Origin of the sequence: Streptomyces sp. NPDC096013, assembly GCF_044763565.1 — a bacterium.
In the GTDB taxonomy this organism is placed as follows: Bacteria; Actinomycetota; Actinomycetes; order Streptomycetales; family Streptomycetaceae; genus Streptomyces.
Genome location: NZ_JBIWGK010000001.1, coordinates 714,889 through 735,555, shown reverse-complemented (window position 1 = coordinate 735,555; position 20,667 = coordinate 714,889). Strand labels below are relative to the sequence as shown.

16 protein-coding genes and 2 pseudogenes are annotated in these 20,667 nt (G+C 72.1%); 5 read left to right on the top strand and 13 right to left on the bottom strand.

The window, feature by feature from the left end; all coding sequences use genetic code 11:
- Nucleotides 1-139: 139 nt before the first annotated feature.
- From ACIRB1_RS03305 to ACIRB1_RS03295, 3 genes and pseudogenes are all read right to left on the bottom strand, one after another.
- Complete coding sequence (locus tag ACIRB1_RS03305; protein WP_352181030.1) at nt 140-1,162, bottom strand: DUF2510 domain-containing protein; 1,023 nt, start codon at nt 1,160-1,162, stop codon at nt 140-142.
- 186 nt (nt 1,163-1,348) lie between these two features.
- Nucleotides 1,349-2,503, bottom strand: a complete 1,155-nt coding sequence (locus tag ACIRB1_RS03300; protein WP_403464392.1) for an anhydro-N-acetylmuramic acid kinase — start codon at nt 2,501-2,503, stop codon at nt 1,349-1,351.
- Nucleotides 2,424-3,784: pseudogene (locus ACIRB1_RS03295) on the bottom strand (MFS transporter). The gene ACIRB1_RS03300 and the pseudogene ACIRB1_RS03295 overlap by 80 nt, the downstream one beginning before the upstream one ends.
- A 156-nt stretch (nt 3,785-3,940) precedes the next feature.
- Between ACIRB1_RS03295 and ACIRB1_RS03290 the strand changes: the two are divergent.
- Nucleotides 3,941-6,625, top strand: a pseudogene (locus tag ACIRB1_RS03290) (ATP-binding protein).
- Between the two features lie 153 nt (nt 6,626-6,778).
- Here the strand turns inward: ACIRB1_RS03290 and pcaD are convergent.
- Genes pcaD through ACIRB1_RS03255 form a run of 7 tightly spaced genes read right to left on the bottom strand, consistent with a single transcriptional unit; the run spans nt 6,779 to nt 13,231 of the window.
- Nucleotides 6,779-7,897, bottom strand: a complete 1,119-nt coding sequence (gene pcaD, locus ACIRB1_RS03285; RefSeq protein WP_403464391.1) for a 3-oxoadipate enol-lactonase — start codon at nt 7,895-7,897, stop codon at nt 6,779-6,781.
- On the bottom strand, nt 7,894-9,228 hold the full coding sequence (pcaB, locus tag ACIRB1_RS03280) for a 3-carboxy-cis,cis-muconate cycloisomerase (RefSeq protein ID WP_403464390.1): 1,335 nt from the start codon (nt 9,226-9,228) through the stop codon (nt 7,894-7,896). The genes pcaD and pcaB overlap by 4 nt, the downstream gene beginning before the upstream one ends.
- On the bottom strand, nt 9,225-9,830 hold the full coding sequence (gene pcaG / locus ACIRB1_RS03275; RefSeq protein WP_352181036.1) for a protocatechuate 3,4-dioxygenase subunit alpha: 606 nt from the start codon (nt 9,828-9,830) through the stop codon (nt 9,225-9,227). Before pcaG ends, pcaB begins: the two co-directional genes overlap by 4 nt.
- A gap of 6 nt (nt 9,831-9,836) precedes the next feature.
- The gene (pcaH, locus tag ACIRB1_RS03270; RefSeq protein ID WP_403464389.1) at nt 9,837-10,610 is read right to left on the bottom strand and encodes a protocatechuate 3,4-dioxygenase subunit beta; all 774 of its coding nucleotides are present in this window, start codon (nt 10,608-10,610) and stop codon (nt 9,837-9,839) included.
- Between the two features lie 22 nt (nt 10,611-10,632).
- Nucleotides 10,633-11,835: a thiolase family protein gene (locus tag ACIRB1_RS03265; protein ID WP_403464388.1), complete on the bottom strand. Its 1,203-nt coding sequence runs from the start codon at nt 11,833-11,835 to the stop codon at nt 10,633-10,635.
- Nucleotides 11,832-12,476, bottom strand: a complete 645-nt coding sequence (locus ACIRB1_RS03260; protein ID WP_403464387.1) for a CoA transferase subunit B — start codon at nt 12,474-12,476, stop codon at nt 11,832-11,834. The genes ACIRB1_RS03265 and ACIRB1_RS03260 overlap by 4 nt, the downstream gene beginning before the upstream one ends.
- The gene (locus ACIRB1_RS03255) at nt 12,476-13,231 is read right to left on the bottom strand and encodes a CoA transferase subunit A (protein WP_352181040.1); all 756 of its coding nucleotides are present in this window, start codon (nt 13,229-13,231) and stop codon (nt 12,476-12,478) included. The genes ACIRB1_RS03260 and ACIRB1_RS03255 overlap by 1 nt, the downstream gene beginning before the upstream one ends.
- A gap of 210 nt (nt 13,232-13,441) precedes the next feature.
- On the opposite strand from ACIRB1_RS03255, the gene ACIRB1_RS03250 reads away from it, so the two are divergent.
- Nucleotides 13,442-13,906 (top strand): MarR family winged helix-turn-helix transcriptional regulator, encoded by a 465-nt coding sequence (locus ACIRB1_RS03250; RefSeq protein ID WP_403464386.1) that lies wholly within the window; start codon nt 13,442-13,444, stop codon nt 13,904-13,906.
- Between the two features lie 84 nt (nt 13,907-13,990).
- On the opposite strand, the gene ACIRB1_RS03245 is transcribed toward ACIRB1_RS03250, so the two are convergent.
- Both ACIRB1_RS03245 and ACIRB1_RS03240 read right to left on the bottom strand, forming a co-directional pair.
- Entirely contained in the window at nt 13,991-14,989 is a 999-nt protein-coding gene (locus ACIRB1_RS03245; RefSeq protein WP_403464385.1) for a DUF3048 domain-containing protein, read from the bottom strand.
- A 127-nt stretch (nt 14,990-15,116) separates the two neighbouring features.
- Nucleotides 15,117-16,196, bottom strand: coding sequence for an ATP-dependent DNA ligase (locus ACIRB1_RS03240; protein ID WP_352181043.1), 1,080 nt, complete (start codon nt 16,194-16,196; stop codon nt 15,117-15,119).
- 75 nt (nt 16,197-16,271) lie between these two features.
- On the opposite strand from ACIRB1_RS03240, the gene ligD reads away from it, so the two are divergent.
- The 3 genes from ligD to ACIRB1_RS03225 all read left to right on the top strand — a co-directional run bounded on the left by ligD (nt 16,272) and on the right by ACIRB1_RS03225 (nt 19,527).
- Complete coding sequence (gene ligD, locus ACIRB1_RS03235; RefSeq protein WP_403464384.1) at nt 16,272-17,384, top strand: non-homologous end-joining DNA ligase; 1,113 nt, start codon at nt 16,272-16,274, stop codon at nt 17,382-17,384.
- A gap of 4 nt (nt 17,385-17,388) precedes the next feature.
- On the top strand, nt 17,389-18,318 hold the full coding sequence (locus tag ACIRB1_RS03230) for an ornithine cyclodeaminase family protein (protein WP_403464383.1): 930 nt from the start codon (nt 17,389-17,391) through the stop codon (nt 18,316-18,318).
- Between the two features lie 162 nt (nt 18,319-18,480).
- Complete coding sequence (locus tag ACIRB1_RS03225; RefSeq protein WP_403464382.1) at nt 18,481-19,527, top strand: LacI family DNA-binding transcriptional regulator; 1,047 nt, start codon at nt 18,481-18,483, stop codon at nt 19,525-19,527.
- A gap of 217 nt (nt 19,528-19,744) precedes the next feature.
- Here ACIRB1_RS03225 and ACIRB1_RS03220 read toward each other — a convergent pair whose 3' ends face one another.
- The gene (locus tag ACIRB1_RS03220) at nt 19,745-20,536 is read right to left on the bottom strand and encodes a VOC family protein (protein WP_403464895.1); all 792 of its coding nucleotides are present in this window, start codon (nt 20,534-20,536) and stop codon (nt 19,745-19,747) included.
- Between the last annotated feature and the right edge of the window lie 131 nt (nt 20,537-20,667).

Genomic DNA, 20,667 nt, shown 5'->3' with positions numbered 1-20,667 from the left:
CTGGACGGTGACCTGCTCGCGCCGCACCGTGGGGACGGGGGCGGCGCGCACCCCCCGGCCGGGTGGGGTTCCTCTTGAGCGGAGAGGCGCCCCACCCGGCCGAACGGTGTGCGGAGGACCGGCTTCTTATCGGCTGAGATCAGATCTTCTGTCCGCCGTCGCCGGTGCCCGAGGACACCTTGATGCCCGAGGTGATCTCGTCGATGACGGACTGCTTCTGGCCGACGTCGACACCGAAGCGGACCACGACGATCTGGCCGGTGCTCGCGGGTGAGGGGAACGCGAGCGACTCGACGTAGCCGTCGGCACCCTTGCTGGTGACCGCCTTCCAGCGGACCAGATAGCCCTTCTGCCCGGCGACGGTTACGGCCTTGGACGCCAGCACCTCGTGCGAGGTGATGCTGCCGTAGGTCGTGCCGCCGTAGGACTCCTTCGCGTTGGCCGCGATGTCCGCCTTCGCGACCGCCTCGGCCGTGCTGCCCTTGGTGCCGAGCACCACCGCGGGCGCGGAGTACGCCCCGCCGTTGGTACAGGTCTGGGAGGTGTTGCCCGGGCACTTGTACGAGGTGTTCGACGTCACCTGCGCGCCGATCTGGATGACCTGGCCGTACCAGTCGGACGGCACGGGAAGGCTGATGCCGTCGAGCGAGTCGGTCACGTTGCCGCCGGCCGGGACCTTCGGCTGCGCGGACTGGCTCGGCGCGGGCGTCGCACCGCCGGAACCACCCGTCCCGCCGGACCCGCCGAAGGGATCGTTCGGGCCGCCGGTGCCGCCGGAACCGCCCTGGCCTTCGGGACCGCCCTGGCCGCCGGTGCCGCCCTGCCCGTTCGGCGCCTGCTGCGGGTTGGCCCGGGTGCCGTTCCCGCTGCCGTTGTCGGACAGCGCGTAGGCGCCGACTCCGATGGCGGCCAGGACCGCCACCGCGACGGCCACGGCTATGCCCGTGCGCAGAGTCCGGCGCGGCGCGGGCGGGGGCACGGCGGGATACGCCGGGTACGCCCCGCCGTACGGCGGCTCCGTCGGGGGACCCCATTCGCCGGCCGACCCGGCCGGGCGGGTCCGGTCCGTCCATGCCTTGCCGTCCCACCAGCGCTCGGCGGCGGGACCGTCATTCGTCTGCCCGGGATCGGGGTACCACCCGGGGGGAGTCACCTGCGTCATGCCCCTACCGTATGAGGCGTCGGTGAAAGCGGGATGAGAGGATCCGGGTCGAATCCCGCGGAGTGGGGGACCGGGCGGTTGTCCTGGCCCCTGACCTGGGGTGGACCGGCCTCCGGCCGGGGACTTCCCTGCGGTTCACGGCCGCACCCGGTCACCCTCGCCGAGTACGACCACGGCCCCGCCCCCTCATCCCAACACCAGCCGCGCAGGCGCCCGTTCGGCCGCCGCCGGCCATTGCAACCCCCCGCGCCCCGGTGTCACGGACCCGAGCACACTCGGGTGCCGGGCGCCTGTGCTCGCCGGGACCGTGCCGGGGAGGCCGTGGGCCGTCAGGAAGCCGAGGACCGCGAAGGCGTAGGCCTCCTTCGCGGGGGAGGGGAGGCCGAGTTCGTCGGAGGTGCGCAGGGGTACGCCGGGCAGCTCGGCGGCGAGGAGGGCCATCAGGACCGGGTTGCGGGTGCCGCCGCCCGAGACGATGACCTCCGTCGCGCTCACCGAGCGGACCGCGTCGGCGACCGTGCGGGCCGTGAGGAGGGTGAGGGTCGCGATCACGTCCTCGGCGGGCAGCGTGCCCAGACCGGCCAGCGCGTCCTGGAGATAACCGAGGTGGAACAGCTCCTTGCCGGTCGTCTTCGGCGCGGGGAGCGTGTAGTACGGCTCGCCCGACAGCCTCTCCAGCAGCGGCTCGTGGACCCTTCCACGGGCCGCGAGGGCGCCCTCAGCGTCGTAGGCGAGACGCCCGCCGCTGAAGCCGCGGGCCGCCGCGTCGATCAGGGCGCAGGCCGGTCCCGTGTCGAAGGCCGTGCCGTCGGGGGCGGTGAGGTTGGCGATCCCGCCGAGGTTGAGGGCGACGGGAGTGCCCGGACGCCCGCGCAGCCACAGCAGGTCGACGAGGCTGACGAGCGGTGCGCCCTGGCCGCCGGCGGCGATGTCGCGTGGCCGGAAGTCGGCGACCACGGGCAGCCCGGTCGCCTCCGCGATCCAGGCGGGCTGCCCCAGCTGAAGCGTGCCGCGCACCGCGCCGTCCGCCACCCAGTGGTAGCCGGTCTGCCCGTGCGAGGCCACCAACTCGGCCCGCCCGTCGCACAGTTCGGCGTTCGCGCGGACCGCCGCCGCGGCGAAGGCCTGCCCGATCAGGGTGTCGAGCCGGCACACCTCGGCCAGCGTCGTCCCGGCCGGTGGCAGCGCCGCCGCGAGGGCCTCCCGCAGCTCCTCGTCGTACGGCTCGCTCACCATCCCGAGCGGCTTCAGTACGACGCTGTCACCGGCGAGGCTCAGTTCGGCCGCCGCCGCGTCGATCGCGTCGTACGACGTCCCGGACATCAGCCCGATCACCCGCATCCGCTTCCTCCCGACTCGCCAGTCCCGCAGGGGTGTTGGTGACGGCGAGCGCGAGCACGCTCACCGCGCAGGCCGCCGCCGCGTAGTAGGCCGGGATGTCCACGTTCCCGGTCCGTCGCACGCTCTCGGTGATGATGAGCCCGGCACACCCCGAGAAGACGGCATTGGACAGGGCGTAGGCGAGTCCCAGACCGGTGTACCGCACGCTCGTCGGGAACATCTCCGAGAGCATCGCCGGACCCGGCCCCGCCATCAGCCCCACCACCGCACCCGCCCCGAACACCCACGCACCCTTCACCGTGTTCGAAGTCCCCTCGTTCTGAAGGAGGTTGAGCAACGGCACGGACAGGACCACCACCAGCGCGGCCCCCGTCAGCATCACCGGCCGCCGCCCCACCCGGTCGCTCAGCAGTCCCGCCGGGAGGATCGTGACCGCGAACCCCACGTTGGCCAACACCGTGGCCAGCAGCGCCTGGTGGAAGCTCGCGGCCAGCGTGTTCTGCAGATACGACGGCAGCACCACCAGGAAGGTGTAACCGGCCGCGGCCCATCCCATCACCCGCCCGGCGCCCCACGCGATCGCCCGCCGGACCGCACGCGCGGGCGGCACCTCGCGTACCGCCTCGCTCCGGAACGCCGGTGTCTCGTCCAGCCGCAGCCGGAGCCACAGCGCGCCGAGCCCCATCGGGAGCGTCAGCACGAAGGCCAACCGCCAGCCCCAGTCGGCCAGTTGACCGGGATCGAGCACGGTCGCCAGCAGCGCCGCGACCCCCGCCCCGCCCAACAGCCCGAGCGCCACGGTGAACGACTGCCACGCCCCGTACAGTCCCCGCCGTCCCGGCGGCGCGAACTCCGTCAGCAGCGCCACGGCGCCCCCGAACTCCCCGCCGGCGGACAGTCCCTGAAACACCCTCAGCAACGTGAGCAGCCAGGGCGCGAGGGCGCCGGCGCTCGCATACGTGGGCAGGACGCCGATCAGGGTCGTCGCGCCGGTCATCAGCGCGATCACCAGGACCAGTACCGGCCGCCGAGCCGGCCGAACAGGGCGGCGCCGACCGGCCGGAAGAAGAACGCCAGCGCGAACGAGGCGTACGTCCGCACCAGCCCCTCGGCCGCGCCCGCGCCCTCCGGGGTGAAGAACCGCGCCGCGATCACCGTCGCGAAGGAGCCGTAGACCCCGAACTCGTACCACTCGATGAAATTTCCCACCGACCCGGCGACCAGAGCCCGTGCGGCGGGCCTGTCCGAGACAGGTCGGGAGTGACCGGAAAACACCTTCATTTAGCGCCTCCTGACCGTTCGTCACGCACCTGAGCGCCGCTGCCGGACCTCCGTCACCCGTTGCGGCAACAGCTGCCCGGACCGGCCTCCACTTCGGCATCCGGAGGGCTACGCTCAAGGGCTGTACGTCGTTCGGGCTACTGGGGAGGTAACGGGATGACGGAGGAACGGCCTGCGAAGGCCGCCTCGGCCTCCCTGTAGGAGCGCGAGGACGCGGTCGCCGGTGTGGCGGAGGCACTCGACGCACTCTGCGCGGACCGGTCCTCCTCGGGCAGCCTGCTCGTGGTCCGCGGTGAGGCCGGCATCGGCAAGACCGCCCTCCTCGCCGAGACCCGCCGCATGGCCGAGGCGCGTGAGTGCGTGGTCTGGCAGGCCCGCGGCGGCGAGACCCTCAAGTCCGTCCCCTTCAACGTCGTACGGCAGTTGCTCCAGCCCGCCCTCATCTCGTTGATGCCCGAGGAGACCCGCGAGTACCTCGGCGACTGGTACGACATCGCGGGCCCCGCCCTCGGCATCACCGAACCCGGCGAGCGGCAGGCCGACCCGCAGGGCGTCTGCGACGGACTCGTCGCCGCGGTGCGCCGGCTCGCCAAGCGCGACTGGCCGCTGGTCCTGCTGATCGACGACGCCCACTGGGCCGACCAGGAGACCCTGCGCTGGCTCGCCGCGTTCGCCGAACGCCTCGACGACCTGTCCGTCCTGATCGTGGTCGCCCGCAGGCCCGGCGAGGTCAGCGGTGAGAGCGCCCGCTACCTGGACGCGATCGCCGCCACCGCGGGCCCGCCGATCACCGTCCTGGAGTCCCTCACCCCGAAGGCCACCGCGGGGCTCACCCGCGCCACCCTCGGCCCGCACGCCGACGGCGCGTTCTGCCGCGAGGTGTGGGCGGTCACCGACGGCAACCCGTACGAGACCGTCGAACTCCTCGCCAAGGTGAAGGAGAGCGGCCTCGCGCCCGTCGAGGACTCGGCCGCCGAACTGCGCGAGCTCAACCGCTCCGCACGCGGCGGCGGACTCGTCGCCCGCCTCGACGACCTGGGCTTCGAAGCCACCCGGTTCGCCTGGGCCGCCGCCATCCTCAGCACCGGCATCTCGGTGGACCTCGTCGCCAAGCTGGCCACCATGAGCCGCGACGAGGCGGCACGCTGCGCCGAACTCCTGCGCACCGCCCGCATCCTCACCGCACCCGACCCCGCGGCCTCCCAAGCCGGCGCGGGCGAGCTGGAGTTCGTCCACCCGCTGATCGCCACCGCCGTCTACGACTCCATCCCCGGCGGGGTGCGGACGGCCATGCACGGCATCGCCGCCCAGGTCGTCACCGACTCCGGACTCGGCGCGGCCGCCGCCTCACGGCACCTCCTCCAGGTGCACCCGGACGACGACCAGGAACTCGTCGAGCAGCTGCGCGAGGCGGCCCGCGAACACCTCTCCATCGGCGCCCCGGACGCCGCCCGCCGCTGCCTTGAGCGCGCTCTCCTGGAGCCGCCGCTCCCCGAGACCCACGCGCGCGTGCTCTACGAACTGGGCTGCGCGACCCTCCTCACCGCGCCCGCCACCACCATCGGCCACCTCCAGACCGCCCTGGGCATGCCCGGACTCGACGGCCACGCACGCGTGGACGCCGTTTTCCGCCTCTCCCAGGCGCTGACCCACAACGACCAACTGGAGGAGGCCGTCCGCACCGTGGAGGCGGAGGCCGCCCGGCACGAACCGGGCGCCGCCCGGATGCGGCTCCAGGCCGTCCAGTTCATGTGGGAGGGCATCTACGCGGGCGAGGGCACCTCCCCAGGACGCTCCGAACGGCTCGCCGCACTCGCCGGCACCTGCGTCGGCCGGGACAACTCCGAGCGCGCCCTGCTGATCCTGCGCGGCTTCGACGCCATGACCCACGGCGAGAACGCCGAGGAGGTCGTCGAGCTGTGCGACCGCGCCCTCGTCAACGGACGGCTCGCACCCGGACTCGGCTGGACCGACACCGAGTGGGGCCTCGAAATCCTCATGATGCTGGCCAGCTCGTACGCCTACACGGACCGCCTGGACCGCGCCGAGAGCCTGTACAACGAAGCTCTGCGCGCCTACGTCTCCGCGGGCTGGAGCGGCGGCCATCTCTCCCTGGCGCACGCCTACATCGGGCTCGGCCACCGGCGGCGCGGCCGTCTCCGCGAGGCCGAGATCTCGCTGCGCGAGTCCCTGCGCCTCGCCGAGCGCGTGGGCCGCGGACTGCCCCTGTACTGGTCGGCGACCTGCAACCTCGTCGACACGCTGCTCGCCCGCGGCCATGTCGACGAGGCCTGGTCGATCGCCGAGCAGTACGGCTTCGCGCCGCCGTACCCGTCCACCATCGTGTTGCCCGACCCGCGCTGTGTGCGGGGCCGGCTGCTGCTCGCCGTCGGCCGCACGAAGGACGGCATCAACGAACTGGAACAGGCCGCGAAGGCGGCGACGGTCCGCGGTCACCACAACCCGGTGCTCGTCCCCTGGGCCGTGGACCTCGCCCGCGCGCTCGCCGTCGAGGATCCGACCCGTGCGGCCCAGCTCGCCTCCGACGCACGCCGTCAGGCCGAGCACTTCGGTACGGACACGGCGATCGGGGAGGCGCTGCGGTGCGCGGCGTCGCTGGAGACGGGGCAGCGGGCGGTACGGCTCGCCGCGCAGGCTGTCGCCTATCTGGAGTCCTCACCGTGTCAGTACGAACATGCGGCGGCGCGGGTGGAGTACGGGATCGCGGCGCGGTCCGTCGCCGAGATCAACAGGGGTCTGACGCTCGCGCGTTCGTGCGGAGCGGATGGTCTGGTGACGCAGGCGCGGGAGGTGCTGGAGACGGGGAGGGGGTTGCGATGAGTCGTTCGTCGCCTGCCGCCCGGTGGGGGCTGGTCGCGCAGTTCCCCGCGCCCCTGAAGACATGGGCCAACCGTTGCCTTTAAGGGGCGCGGGGAACTGCGCGACCAGCCACGACGCAGTCGCGGACGACGCTCAACAGACGCCCCCACCCCCTCAGTCGGTCTCTTCGGCCAGGACCCGCTGCGCCACGGCGAACGCCGAATTCGCCGCGGGCACCCCGACGTACACGGCACTCTGAAGGAGCACCGCGCCGATCTCCTCCGGAGTGAGCCCGTTGCGGCGGGCCGCGCGGACGTGCATCGCCAGTTCGTCGTAGTGGCCGTGGGCGATCAGCGCGGTGAGCGTGATCATGCTCCGCTCACGCCGGGACAACGTCGGATCGGTCCAGATCTCGCCCCACGCGTACCGGGAGATGAAGTCCTGGAAGTGGGCCGTGAACGGTGTCTGCCGGGCCTGGGCCCGGTCCACATGGGTGTCGCCGAGGACCTCACGCCGTACCTCCATCCCGCGCTTGGCACCGCCGTCGAGGTGTGCGCGCAGCGCGGTGAGGACGGCCACCGGGCACTGTGCGGGGGCCAGATGGGAGGCGCCCGGGATCTCGACGAGGGCCGCGCCGGGCACCGCGTCCGCGATCTCCCGCAGATGCGCGGGCGGGGTCGCCGGGTCCTCGCGCCCGGCGACCGCCAGGGTCCGCGCGCCGATCTCGGGGAGCCGCTCGCGCAGGTCGAACGCGGCCAGCGCGTCACAGCACGCGGCGTACGCGCCCGGGTCGGCATCGCGCTGGTCGGCGACCAGCTCCGGGACGGTGAACCCGGGCGTGAACCAACGGGAGTCGGCACTCTCCACCAGCCAGTCCAGCCCCTCGCTCCGCACCCGCGCGGCCCGTTCCTCCCACGGCCCGGCCCCGTTGAAGTGGGCCGAGGAGCAGATGACGGCGAGCGAGGTGACCCGCTCGGGGTGGTGCACGGCGAGGTGCAGACCCACCGCACCGCCCAACGACACTCCCGCGTAGGCGAATTGCTCGACACCGAGGGAGTCGGCCAGCGCGAGCACCAGATCGGCGAGGTCTCCGACCGTCGCCCCGGGACCGATCGACCCGGGCGCCGAACCGCCGTGTCCGGGCAGGTCCCAGCGGATCACCCGGTGGGTGACGGACAGCTCGGGGGCGACCTTGTCCCACAGGGCGTAGGACGTGCCCAGCGAGGGCCCGAGGAGGAGCGGGGGAGCGGAGTCAGGGCCCTCGGCACGGAAGTTGAGGAGTTTCTCGGTCAACGTCGCTCCAGCGCACGGTCGGTGAGGGCTCCCGCGGAACCCGTGTAGCGGGCGGGGTCGGTGAGGGCGGAGAGGTCGAGGTCCTTCAACTCCGGCTCCTCGGCGAGCAGTTCGGCCAGTGGACGACCTTCGGCGTAGGTCCGCCGCGCGACCTCCGTGAGCAACTCCTTCGCCCGGGTCCGGCCCAGCAGCGGCGCCAGCTCGGCGGACAGCCGCTCCGAGACGATCAACCCATGGGTGAGATCCAGGTGTTCACGCATCACGTCCGGGTGCACCCGCAGCCCCTCGGTCAGCTCGGCGGCGTCGCGCGCCGCACCGCCGACCAGCCGCAGCAGGTCCCGCAAGGACTCCCACTCGGCATGCCACGCCCCGGCCGGCCGCTCGTCCTCCGCGACCAGCGAGCCGTACAGAACGGCCGCGAGCTGCGGCGCCCGGCGCGCGGCGGCGGCGATCAGCGTGGACCGTACGGGGTTCGCCTTGTGCGGCATGGCCGAGGAACCGCCGCCGCTGCCCTCGGAGACCTCGGCGATCTCCGTCCGGCCGAGGACGAGGACGTCGGCGGCCGCCTTGCCCAGGGCTCCCGCCGCGAAGGCCAGGCACCCGGCGAGATCCGCGATCGGCGTCCGGAGCGTGTGCCAGGGCAACCGTGGTGCCGTCAGGCCGAGTTCGCGGGCGTACGCGTCCGGCAGCGCGAGGGCGTCCGCGGCGCCGTACGCCGTGAACGCGGCCAACGTGCCAGCCGCTCCGCCGAGTTGGACGGGCAGCGTGTCGCGAACGGTCCGTACCCGGTCCCGTGCGTCGAGCACCAGCGACCGCCACCCCGCCGCCTTCAGCCCGAACGTCGTCGGTACGGCGTGCTGGGTGAGGGTGCGGCCCGGCAGCGCGGTGTCGCGGTGGGCGGCGGCCAGCCGGGAGAGCGCCTGAGCCGTGCGCGTCAGGTCGGTCAGGAGCAGGTCCAGGGTGCGGGACGCGACCAGCATGGTGGCCGTGTCCATGATGTCCTGGCTGGTCGCACCCCGGTGGACATACGGGCCGTACTCCTCGCCGACCGCCTTCGTCAGATCCGCGACCAGCGGGATCACCGGGTTTCCGCCGCTCCTGGACCGTTCCGCGAGGGAGCGTACGTCGAAGCGGCCGGCGTCGGCCGCGGCCGTCACCGCCGTCGCCGCCTCGGCGGGGGCGAGACCCAGGGCGGCCTGGGCGCGGGTGAGGGCGGACTCCGCGTCGAGCAGGGCCCGTAGATACGCGGTGTCGCTCGTCGCGGACGCGGCGGGGGAGCCGGTCCACCCGGGGGCGAGCAGGCCGGTGTCCGACGGGTCGTCAACTGTCACTGGAACTCCAGGAATACCGTCTCGCCTTCGCCCTGAAGGCGGATGTCGAAACGGTATGTGCCCCTGCCCTCGTCCCGTGCGATCAGCGTGTCGCGCCGCGCCGGGTCGAGCCCGGACAGCAGCGGGTCCGCGCCGAGCGCGCGCTCGTCGTCCGGGAGGTAGACGCGGGTGAAGAGGTGCACCAGCAGTCCGCGGGCGAAGACGCAGGCGCTCAGGTACGGGGCGTTGCGGCCGCGCGCCCCCGGTCGCAGCGTCCGTGCGTACCAGTGGCCGTTGGCGTCCGTCTGGATGCGGCCCCAGCCGGTGAACTCGACGCCGTTGCGGCCGAGATAGCCGCCGCTGGCCGGGTCGCGCCGGATCGAGCCGTCGGTCGTGGAGAGGTTGCCGTCGGGGTCGGGGCCCCACAGTTCGACGAAGGCGTCCGGGAGGGGTGTGCCCTCGCCGTCGTAGATGTGGCCCTGGACGGTGATCGTGTCCGGGTGCCCGACCGGGGCGATGTCGCCGCCGCCGGGGAAGGGCAGGGCGTAGCCGTAGAAGGGGCCGACCGTGTGCGACGGGGTCGGCAGCACGGACTCCGGGCGGCTCGTGTCGATGGTCGTCATGGCGGGTCAGCGTCCTTCTTCGATCCAGGTGGCGTGCGGGCCGTCGAGCACGATGTCCCAGTGGTAGCCCATCGAGAACTCGGGCACCGACAGGCTGTGGTCGTAGGTCGCGACGAGCCGCTGACGGGCCGCGTCGTCCGTCACCGACTGGATGATCGGGTCGTAGGGGAACAGCGGGTCGCTCGGGAAGTACATCTGCGTGACCAGCCGTTGCGTGAACGCCGTGCCGAACATCGAGAAGTGGATGTGCGCCGGGCGCCAGGCGTTGACGTGGTTGCGCCAGGGGTAGGGGCCCGGCTGGATGGTCGTGAAGCGGTAAGTGCCCTCGTCGTCGGTCAACGTGCGGCCCACGCCGGTGAAGTTGGGGTCCAGCGGGGCGTCGTGCTGCTCGCGCTGGTGGGCGTAGCGGCCGGCCGAGTTGGCCTGCCAGATCTCGACCAGCTGGCCGCGGATGGGCCGCCCGTCGCGGTCCAACAGCCGTCCGGAGACGGTGATCCGTTCCCCGATCGGCTCGCCGTTGTGCTGCCGGGTCAGATCGTTGTCGATCTCCGTGATGTCCCGCTCGCCGAACGCGGGCGAGGCCAGCTCCACCAGCTCCGGGTCCTTCGAGACGTCGATGGTGACCGGCGGCTGTTTCGGGTGGCGGAGCGTGGAGGAGCGGTACGGGGCGTAGTCGCGGCGCGGATGGTGCTCGACCGGCGCGCCGTCGGCGACCCGCTTCTCGTACGTCGCGTGCTCGGCCGCTATTTCGAGGTCGATGTCGTGCTGGGTGAGAGTCATGGGGTTCCTGCCGTTCGGGTTCCTACCGTTCGAGGACGAGGGCCAGGCCCTGGCCCACGCCGATGCAGAGGGTGGCGACGCCGACTCCTGTGCCTTGACGGGCGAGTTGGTGGGCGACGGTGCCCGCGAGCCGGGCACCGGAGGCGCCGAGCGGATGGCCGAGGGCGATGGCACCGCCCTGCGGGTTGAGGATCGCGGAGTCGAACTCCGGCCACACGGCGACACATCCGAGCACCTGCGCGGCGAACGCCTCGTTCAGTTCAAGAACTGACAGATCGTCAAAGCCCTTGCCCGCCTTGGTGAGTGCGCGGTTGACGGCCTCGACGGGGGCGAGTCCGAAGTACTGCGGATCGATCGCGGAGACCCCGGTCGCGGAGACCCGGGCGAGAGGCTCGCGGCCGGTCGCCTTCAGCCCTTCCTCGTCGACCAGGAGGAGGGCGGCGGCACCGTCGTTGAGGGGGGAGGCGTTGCCCGCGGTCACCGTGCCGTTCTCCGGGCGGAAGGACGGCTTGAGCTTGGCCATGGCGGCGAGGGAGGCGTCCGCGCGCACGGACTCGTCGGCGGCGAAGAGGACCGGGTCGCCCTTGCGCCGGGGGATGGCGACAGGGGCGATCTCACCGTCGAAGAGTCCTGCGGCCTGCGCCTCCGCCGCCTTCCGGTGACTGGAGAGCGCGAACTCGTCCTGCTGCTCGCGGCTGATCTTGTGCTTGTCGGCGATCAGCTCCGCGCTCTCGCCGAGCGGGATGGTCCACTCCGGGTTCATGGCCGGGTTGACCATGCGCCAGCCGAGCGTGGTCGAGTACAGCTCGGTGTGCCCGGCGGGGAAGGGCCGGTCCGACTTCGGCAGTACGTACGGCGCCCGGGTCATCGACTCCACCCCGCCCGCCACGGCGATGGAGGCGTCGCCGACCGCGATCGCGCGGGCCGCCTGGATGACCGCTTCGAGGCCGGAGGCGCAGAGCCGGTTGACCGTGACGCCCGGCACGGAGGTGGGCAGGCCCGCGAGGAGGGCGGCCATGCGGCCGACGTTGCGGTTCTCCTCGCCGGCGCCGTTCGCGTTGCCGAAGTAGACGTCCTCGATGCGGGAGGGGTCCAAGTCGGGGGTGCGGGCGAGGAGTTCGCGCAGGGCGTGGGCGGCGAGGTCGTCGGGGCGGACGGAGGCGAGACCTCCGCTGTACCTGCCGATGGGGGTGCGGACGGCATCGACGATGTAAACCGGGTTCACAGCAGGCCTTCCGTGACGGTGAGTTTCGCGTCGGTCTTGGCGACGATCTCCTCGACACTCACACCGGGCGCGGTCTCGATCAACACGAGACCGTCGGGTGACACGTCGATCACCCCGAGATCGGTGATGACTCGGTTCACACACGCTTTGCCTGTGAGCGGCAGCGCGCACTCCGCGAGGATCTTCGGGGAGCCGTCCTTGGCCACATGCGTCATCACGACGATGACGGTCCGGGCGCCGTGGACGAGGTCCATCGCCCCGCCGATGCCCGTGATCATCTTGCCGGGAATCGCCCAGTTCGCCAGGTCACCGCCCGCCGACACCTGCATGGCACCCAGGACGGCGACATCGATGTGCCCGCCCCGGATCATCCCGAAGGAGAGCGCGGAGTCGAAGAAGGAGGCGCCCGGCAGGACGGTCACGGTCTCCTTGCCGGCGTTGATGAGATCCGGGTCGACCTGGTCCTCGGCCGGATACGGGCCGGTGCCGAGGATGCCGTTCTCGGATTCGAGGATCACCTCGACGCCCGGGGGGAGGTAGTTGGGGATCAGGGTCGGCAGGCCGATGCCGAGGTTGACGTACTGCCCGTCCTCCAGTTCGCGCGCCGCGCGGGCCGCCATCTGCTCGCGTGTCCAGGCCATCAGCTGCTCACCGTCCGCTGCTCGATCCGCTTGTCGGCGGCCTGCTCGGGGGTGAGGGCCACCACCCGCTGCACGAAGATCCCGGGCAGGTGCACCGCGTCCGGGTCGATGGCGCCGGGCTCGACCAGCTCCTCCACCTCGGCGATCGTCACCTTGCCGGCCATCGCCGCGAGGGGGTTGAAGTTCCGGGTGGACTTGTTGAAGACGAGGTTGCCGTGCCGGTCGCCCTTCGCGGCACGGACCAGGGCGAAGTCGGTGCGGATACCGCGCTCCAGGACGTACTCGGTGCCGTCGAACTCCCGCACCTCCTTGGCCGGGGAGGCGAGCGTGACGCCGCCCGAGCCGTCGTAGCGCCAGGGCAGTCCGCCCTCGGCGACCTGGGTGCCGACACCGGCGGGGGTGTAGAAGGCGGGGATGCCCGCGCCGCCCGCGCGCAGGCGCTCGGCGAGGGTGCCCTGGGGGATCATCTCGACCTCCAGTTCCCCGGCGAGGTACTGGCGGGCGAACTCCTTGTTGGCGCCGATGTAGGAGCCGGTCACCCGCGCGATGCGGCCCGCCGACAGCAGGACCGCGAGGCCGGACTCCATCGCCCCGCAGTTGTTGGAGACCACGCCGAGGCCGCCGACGCCCCGCTCGTAGAGGGCCTGGATCAGCACGTTCGGCACACCGCTCAGCCCGAAGCCGCCGACCGCGAGCGTCGCCCCGTCCGGCACATCGGCCACGGCCTCGTCGGCCGTGGCGACCACCTTGTCCATCCGTGAAGCTCCGTCCCGTTCGAGCGCCCGGTCAGCAGATAGTCAGGGCACTGAGCATTTCGGTGAAGTTTCCTTCACGCTGTCACTGCGGGGGCCTGCCGTCAAGAGCTGGGAGAAGGGCCGGTCCAGGACGGTGCGCGAGGCTGGACTCGCTCCCGGTGCCTCCGGGTATCGTTCAGTGCACAGACGAATCCGACGCTGGGAGGACACATGGCCGCGGTGGACCTCACCACCCACCCCGGGCACCTCGCCCGGCGGCTCCAGCAGGCGCACTACCTGCTGTGGAACACGATGGTCTCCGAGGAGATCACCTCGCCGCAGTTCGCGGTCCTCAACGCGCTCGTCGACGAACCGGGGCTCGATCAGCGCACGGTGGGGGAGCGGGTGGGCCTCGACCGGTCGACCATCGCGGAGGTGGTCAGCCGGCTGAGCCGGCGCGGGCTGCTCGACAAGGTGCGGGATACGCAGGACGGGCGGCGTTTTCTGCTGCGGCTCACGGGGGACGGCACGCGGGTCCACCGGAAGCTGGTCGTGCGGACGGCACGGATGAACCAGGTGTTTCTGGCACCGCTCTCCGCCGACGAGCAGGGTGTTTTCTTCGATCTCATCCAGCGGGTGTCGGACGCGGCGGAGGGGCTCCGGAATCCTGGGGAGCCCCTCGTCGCGCAGCGGTAGGTCGGTTGTGCTTTCCGTGCGGGCCGGTGGGGGCTGGTCGCGCCGTTCCCCGCGCCCCTGAAGAGGCGCTCCCGCCCTGCCCGTTCAGGACTTCGCGAAGATCACCCAGACCTGGCCCTTCGCGAAGTTCAGGGGCTTGCCGTCCGGGGTGGTGAACCGGGTTCCGTCCGTGGCCTTTTGACGCTTCCAGTCCGCGCTGTAGGTGCGGCCGTCCCGCAGGACGTCCGCCTTTCCGGAGCCCACGGTCACGGTGTACGGCGTGTTGTTGCCGAGGACGTCGTGATAGGCGGATCTGCGGATCTTGACGTACTGGACGACGACCGTTGCCGGGGCGAGCCGCTTGCCGTCGGTCGTCACGGTGGGGGTGCCGTCCTCGGTGACCAGCCAGCGGTGCTTGTCACCGGACCAGGTGAAGGTGAAGCGGGCCGACGGGTAGCGGACGGTGCGGGAAGCGGTGGGCTTGCCGCCCGCGGGGGCCGTGCCATAGACGAAGCCGGTCGTCAGGGCTGCCGCGCCCGGGGCCGAGTGCATGAGCCGCTTGGGGTGCAGGTAGAGGTTGTGCGGGGCGGCCTTGTCACCGCCCCGGAAATAGGCGCGGCCCGCCTCGTCGGGCGACGCGGACCGCAGCGGGGCCTTGTCGATCAGCGGCAGGAGCTTGTGCTGCGCGCCGGAGAAGGCGAGCGTCGGGTTCTCGAACTGGCGCAGCAGCTCCAGGTCGGACACCCGGGCACTGCGCACCGGCCCCACGGACTGCGGGAACGTGGTGGCGAACACCGCCATCAGCCTGCTCAGGCCGCCCTCGACCTGCTCCGCGTACACGATGTCCGCCGCGTCAAGACCCGTCTGCGGGCGGGCCGCGGGCACGTTGTCGATCTTCACCGCGAGCACCGGGCCGGCGGCGGGGGCGGTCGTGCCGCTCGCGCTCGGGCTCTGTGCCGGGGACTGGCTCGGTGTGCGCCCGCGCCCGTCGTCTCCGGACCCGCCGTGATGGGCCGTGCAGCCCACCGTCAGGGAGGCCGTCATCGTGGCGGCCAGCAGCGCCGCTCTCTTCGCGCCGCGCCGCCGGGGTGCTCTCTGTCCCATGCCCACCGTTGCCACCAAGTCTGTGTTTTCGATTGTGCGCTTATAAGTTCATTGGTGGCCTTACCCGCTTGGTTGTGATTGTGCGCGCTGATTGCGCCGATCGGCCCACTACGAGATGCGGAAGGGGTCAGTCCGGCGGATCCTGCGCGCCCAGGATCTCCCCGAGGTCGTAGCGGACGGGCTCCTCCAGCTGTGCGTACGTGCAGCTCTCGGGCGTGCGGTCCGGGCGCCAGCGGCGGAAGCGCGCCGTGTGCCGGAAGCGCGCGCCGTTCTCCATGTGCTCGTACGCCACCTCGGCCACCCGCTCCGGCCGCAGCGGCACCCACGACAGGTCCTTCTTGCCCGACCAGCGGCTCGGCGCCCCCGGCAGCCGGGCCGACTCGTGTGCCGCCTCCTCGGCCCAGGCCGCCCACGGATGCCCCGCCGTGTCCTCCATGCGCAGCGGCTCCAGCTCCTCGATCAGCTCGGCCCGCCGTTTCAGGGTGAAGGCGGCGGCCACGCCCACGTGCTGGAGGGTGCCCTGATCGTCGTAGAGCCCGAGCAGCAGCGAACCCACGACCGGGCCGCTCTTGTGGAGGCGGTAGCCGGCGACGACGACGTCCGCGGTCCGCTCGTGCTTGATCTTGAACATGGCGCGCTCGTCCTGCCGGTAGCCCAGGGCCGGCGGCTTGGCCACCACACCGTCGAGCCCGGCGCCCTCGTACTGCTCGAACCAGCGTCGCGCCACCTCGATGTCGGTGGTCGCGGGCGCCAGATGCACGGGCGCGGTCACGCCGGACAGCGCCCGTTCGAGCAGCGCCCGCCGGTCGCCCAGCGGCACGTCGAGCAGCGACTCGTCGGCCAGGGCCAGCAGATCGAAGGCGACGAAGGAGGCCGGGGTCCGCTCGGCCAGCGTCCGCACCCGCGAGTCGGCCGGGTGGATGCGCTCGGTCAGCGCGTCGAAGTCGAGCCGCCCGTCCCGCGCGATCACGATCTCGCCGTCCAGCACACAACGTTCCGGGACCCGCTCCTTCAGCGCCGCCACCAGCTCGGGAAAATACCTGGTCAGCGGCTTCCCGTTACGGCTGCCCAGCTCGACCTCTCCGCCGTCGCGGAACACGATCGCCCGGAAGCCGTCCCACTTCGCCTCGTAGTGCATGCCCGGCGGAATCCTCGCGACCGACTTGGCGAGCATGGGCTTCACGGGTGGCATCACCGGCAGATCCATGGTTCCGATTCTGCTCCCGTACGTCGCGAGCCGCCCGGTATGCGAGGTGCGTGCGTCGGGCCTACGGTGGCTCGCATGGGCGAAGCGGTGGAACTGGAGGCGGGCGGCCGGACCGTACGGCTGTCCAGTCCCGGCAAGATCTTCTTCCCGGAGCGGGGCTTCACCAAGCTGGACCTCGCCCGGTACTACATCGCGGTCGGCCCCGGCATCCTCCGGGCACTGCGCGACCGCCCCACCACCCTGGAGCGCTACCCGGACGGGGTCGAGGGCGAGAACTTCTTCCAGAAGCGGGCGCCCAAGAACATGCCCGACTGGATCCCCACCGCCCACATCACCTTCCCCAGCGGACGCAGCGCCGACGAGATGTGCCCCACCGAACAGGCCGCCGTCCTATGGGCCGCCCAGTACGGCACGCTCACCTTCCACCCCTGGCCGGTCCGCCGCGACGACGTCGACAGCCCCGACGAACTCCGCATCGACCTCGACCCGCAGCCCGGCACCGACTACGACGACGCGGTCCGCGCCGCCCACGAACTGCGCGCCGTACTCGACGAGTTCGGCGGACTGAAGGGCTTCCCGAAGACCTCCGGCGGACGCGGTCTGCATGTCTTCGTACCGATCGAACCGCGCTGGACCTTCACCCAGGTCCGCCGCGCGGCCATCGCGGTCGGCCGCGAACTGGCCCGCCGCATGCCGGACCAGGTCACGGTCAAGTGGTGGAAGGAAGAACGCGGCGAACGCATCTTCGTCGACTACAACCAGACCGCCCGCGACCGCACCATCGCCTCCGCCTACTCCGTACGGCCCCGCCCGCACGCCCCCGTCTCGGCGCCCCTCCGCTGGGACGAGGTCGGCACCGCGCACCCCCGCGACTTCGACCTCGCGACGATGCCGGCGCGTTTCGCCGAACTCGGCGACGTGCACGCGGACATGGACGACCACCGCTACTCCCTGGACGCCCTCCTCGAACTCGCCCGGCGCGACGAACACGACCATGGGCTGGGGGATCTGCCGTATCCGCCGGAGTATCCGAAGATGCCGGGGGAGCCGAAGCGGGTGCAGCCGAGCAGGGCGAAGAAGGGGCATGGGGTGGAGGCCGATGCAGGCGCTGGTGCGGACTCCGGGTCCGGGGCCGGGGACGCGTCCGGTGCCGGTACCGCCTCCGACTCCGCCTCTGACGGATCATGAGCGTATGACGCGCCTGCTGACCCGGAGCGATCTCGGATCGCTGCTGGAGCCCTCGGCCTGCCTTGCCGCGCTGCGCGCCGGGTTTCTCGCGACGGGGGCCGCCGCGGCGATCCCGGGCCAACGGGTGCGTACCGACCTGCCGTTCGACGGTACGGCGACCGCTCTGCTCCCGGGACTGCTGCCCGGCATCGAGGCCTACACCGTGAAGGTCAACTCCAAGTTCCCCGGTGCGCGGCCCGCGTTGAAGGGCGTGCTGTGTCTGTACAGCGGTGCGGACGGCGAGTTGCTCGCCCTGCTGGACTCGGCGACGGTGACCGCGTGGCGCACGGGGCTGGCGGCGGCCCTGGGCACGGACGCGCTCGCGGGGTCGGCGGAGGACGCGGTGGTGGGGGTGATCGGGGCGGGGGCCCAGGCCGAGTTGATGGTGCGGGGGCTGGGCGCGCTGCGGTCCTACGGTCAACTCGTCATCTACGACACGGACTTCGAGCGCGCCGGTGAGTTCGCCGTACGGCATGGCGGCCGGGTGCTCGGTTCGGCGAAGGAGATCGCCTCGGCCGCCGACATCGTCCTGCTGTCGACCTGGTCCCGCACCCCCCTGCTGTCCCTCGCGGACACCCGGCAGGGCCAGCACCTCACGAGCCTGGGCGCCGACGAACCGGGCAAGCGGGAACTCGCCCCCGATCTGCTCGACAAGGCGCTCGTGGTCGTCGACGACCGTCAACTGGTCGAGTCCGTCGGCGCGTTGGCCGCCACGGACATCGACACCACGCTCGGCGATGTGCTGCGCGGCGACCATCCGGGACGGGGCGACGCCGGGGCGCGTTCCGTCTACGCCCCCGTCGGAATGCCGTGGCAGGATCTGGCCCTCGCCTGGCTGGCGTACGAGCGGGCGGAGCGGGACGGGGTGGGGCGGCGGGTGGATCTGCTGGGGTGAGGGACGGAGGGGCCGACGGGTGTACGCGTCTAGTGAAGTGAGGGGCGGGACCGGTGGGGCGCCCGGTACCAAGAGCGGTGGGGCGCCCGGTGCCAAGAGCGCTCCCACCTTCAGGTTCGGCCGCCGCTATCCTGTGCCGCAGCATCGAGGAGGGGTCCAGACGTGACCGAGACAGCGCCGCGTCCCACGCTGGAGGCCGTGGCCGCGCGGGCGGGGGTGTCGCGGGCCACCGTGTCGCGCGTGGTCAACGGCGGGGACGGTGTACGGGAATCACTCGTCGAGCGGGTCCGGCAGGCGGTGGACGAACTAGGCTACGTCCCCAACCAGGCCGCCCGGAGCCTGGTGACCAAGCGGCACGACGCCATCGCCGTGGTGATCGCGGAACCGGAGACCCGTGTCTTCGCCGACCCCTTCTTCGCCATGCAACTCCGGGGCATCAGCAAGGAGTTGACCGCACACGACTCCCAGCTCGTGCTGCTTCTCACGGAAGGCCGGGACGACCACGCCCGCGTCGGCCGCTATCTCGCCGGCGGACATGTGGACGGCGCGCTCGTCTTCTCCCTGCACCTTGAGGACCCGCTGCCCGGACTGATCCAACGTGCCGGTGTCCCCACGGTGTTCGGCGGCCGGCCCGGCTGGAGCGAGGGGACGCGGGCGTCCGGGCCCACGGTGTACGTCGACTGCGACAACCGGGGCGGCGCCCGCGAGGCCGTACGGCATCTCGTCGGGCTCGGCCGCACCCGGATCGCGCACATCACCGGTGCGCTCGACCAGACCTCCGCGGTGGACCGGCTCGACGGGTTCCGGGACGTCATGGTCGACGTCGATCCCCGGCTGATCGTGGAGAGCGACTTCACCCCGGCCGGCGGTGAGCGTGCGATGCGGGAACTCCTCCACAACTGCCCCGACGTGGACGCCGTGTTCGCCGCCAACGACCTCACCGCCTACGGCGCCATGAAGGTGCTCCGCGAGGAAGGGCTGCGGGTGCCGGAGGACGTGGCGGTGATCGGCTTCGACGACATGCTCCCGGTCGCCGAACAGACCGAGCCCCCGCTCACGACCGTCCGCCAGGACATCGAGGGGATGGGGCGGCTGATGGCCCGCCTGTTGCTGCGCGGGCTCGACCGGCGGGGGGCCCACGACGGCGTCGGAGGGGCGCCCTCCAGCGTGATCCTGCCGACGACCTTGGTTCACCGGGAGTCGGCGTGAGAGGTGGGGGGTGGGTGCGCGGGCGCGTGCGTGCGGCGGCCGGGGGTTAGGGGCCAGCCGGGGGTTAGGGGGCGCGGTGCCCGCGGGGTCAGGGGGGCAGCGGTGCCCGGGGGGGGCTTAGGGGGCAGCGGTGGCCTGCGCCGGCCGTTCCGGCACGCGTGCCGTGCCCCGCGCACCCCGCGCGGGACCTGGCACCCGTGCCGATCCCCATGCCCCGTCAGCTCTGCGGCGCCTCGCTCCTGATGACGGCGAAGCGCGCGCCGTGCGGGTCGGCGAGTTGGGCGATGCGGCCGACGCCCTCCATGTCGGTGGCCGGCACCGTGACCGAGCCGCCCGACTCCTGCGCCTTCGTCACCGTCGCGTCGACGTCGGCGACCTCGAAGTACGCGAGCCAGTACGCCCCGGACGTCGTGCCGTTCGGGTCGAAGTCGAGGGGGACGATGCCGCCGAACATCGCGTCCTCACCGGCGCCGGACGGGTTGACGCAGGTGTAGTCGACACCCGCCATGGGGGCGGCCGAGGTCTCCAGACCCAGCGACACGTTGTAGAACGCCGCCGCCGCGGCCACGTCCGGTGTGTACAGCTCGACCCAGGTCAGCGACCCGGGATCGCCCGCGACGTCGACACCCTTCATCTGTCCCGGCTGCCAGATGCCGAACGCCGCGCCCGCGGGGTCCCTGAGGATCGCCATGTGGCCCTGGCCCAGCACGTCCATGGGCTGGAACAGGACCGCGCCGTGCGCCTGTTCCACCGTCTTGGCCGTGGCTTCCGCGTCCGGGCTCTGGAAGTACACGGTCCAGGCGGACGAGGTGTGCTCTGCGGGCAGGGGCATCCCGCCGGCGACCGTCCTGCCGTCGAGCTGGAAGAAGCCGTAGCCGCCGGCCTCGGGTCCCGCCGACTGGAACTGCCAGCCGAAGAGACCGCCGTAGAAGGAGATGGCGCTGTCGATGTCGGGGGAGCCGACGTCCAGCCAGTTCGGAGCGCCGTTGATGAAACGGGTGGTGAGCATCATTGCCCTCCTGATTGAAGGGTCCCGTCGGGAAGGGCCCGTTCTCTGCACTGCCGAGTCTTGCACCGCCCACTGACAATCGCTGCCGGAGTGACGCAGCGGGTCGCGGATACCGCGTCGGTTACCCTCGG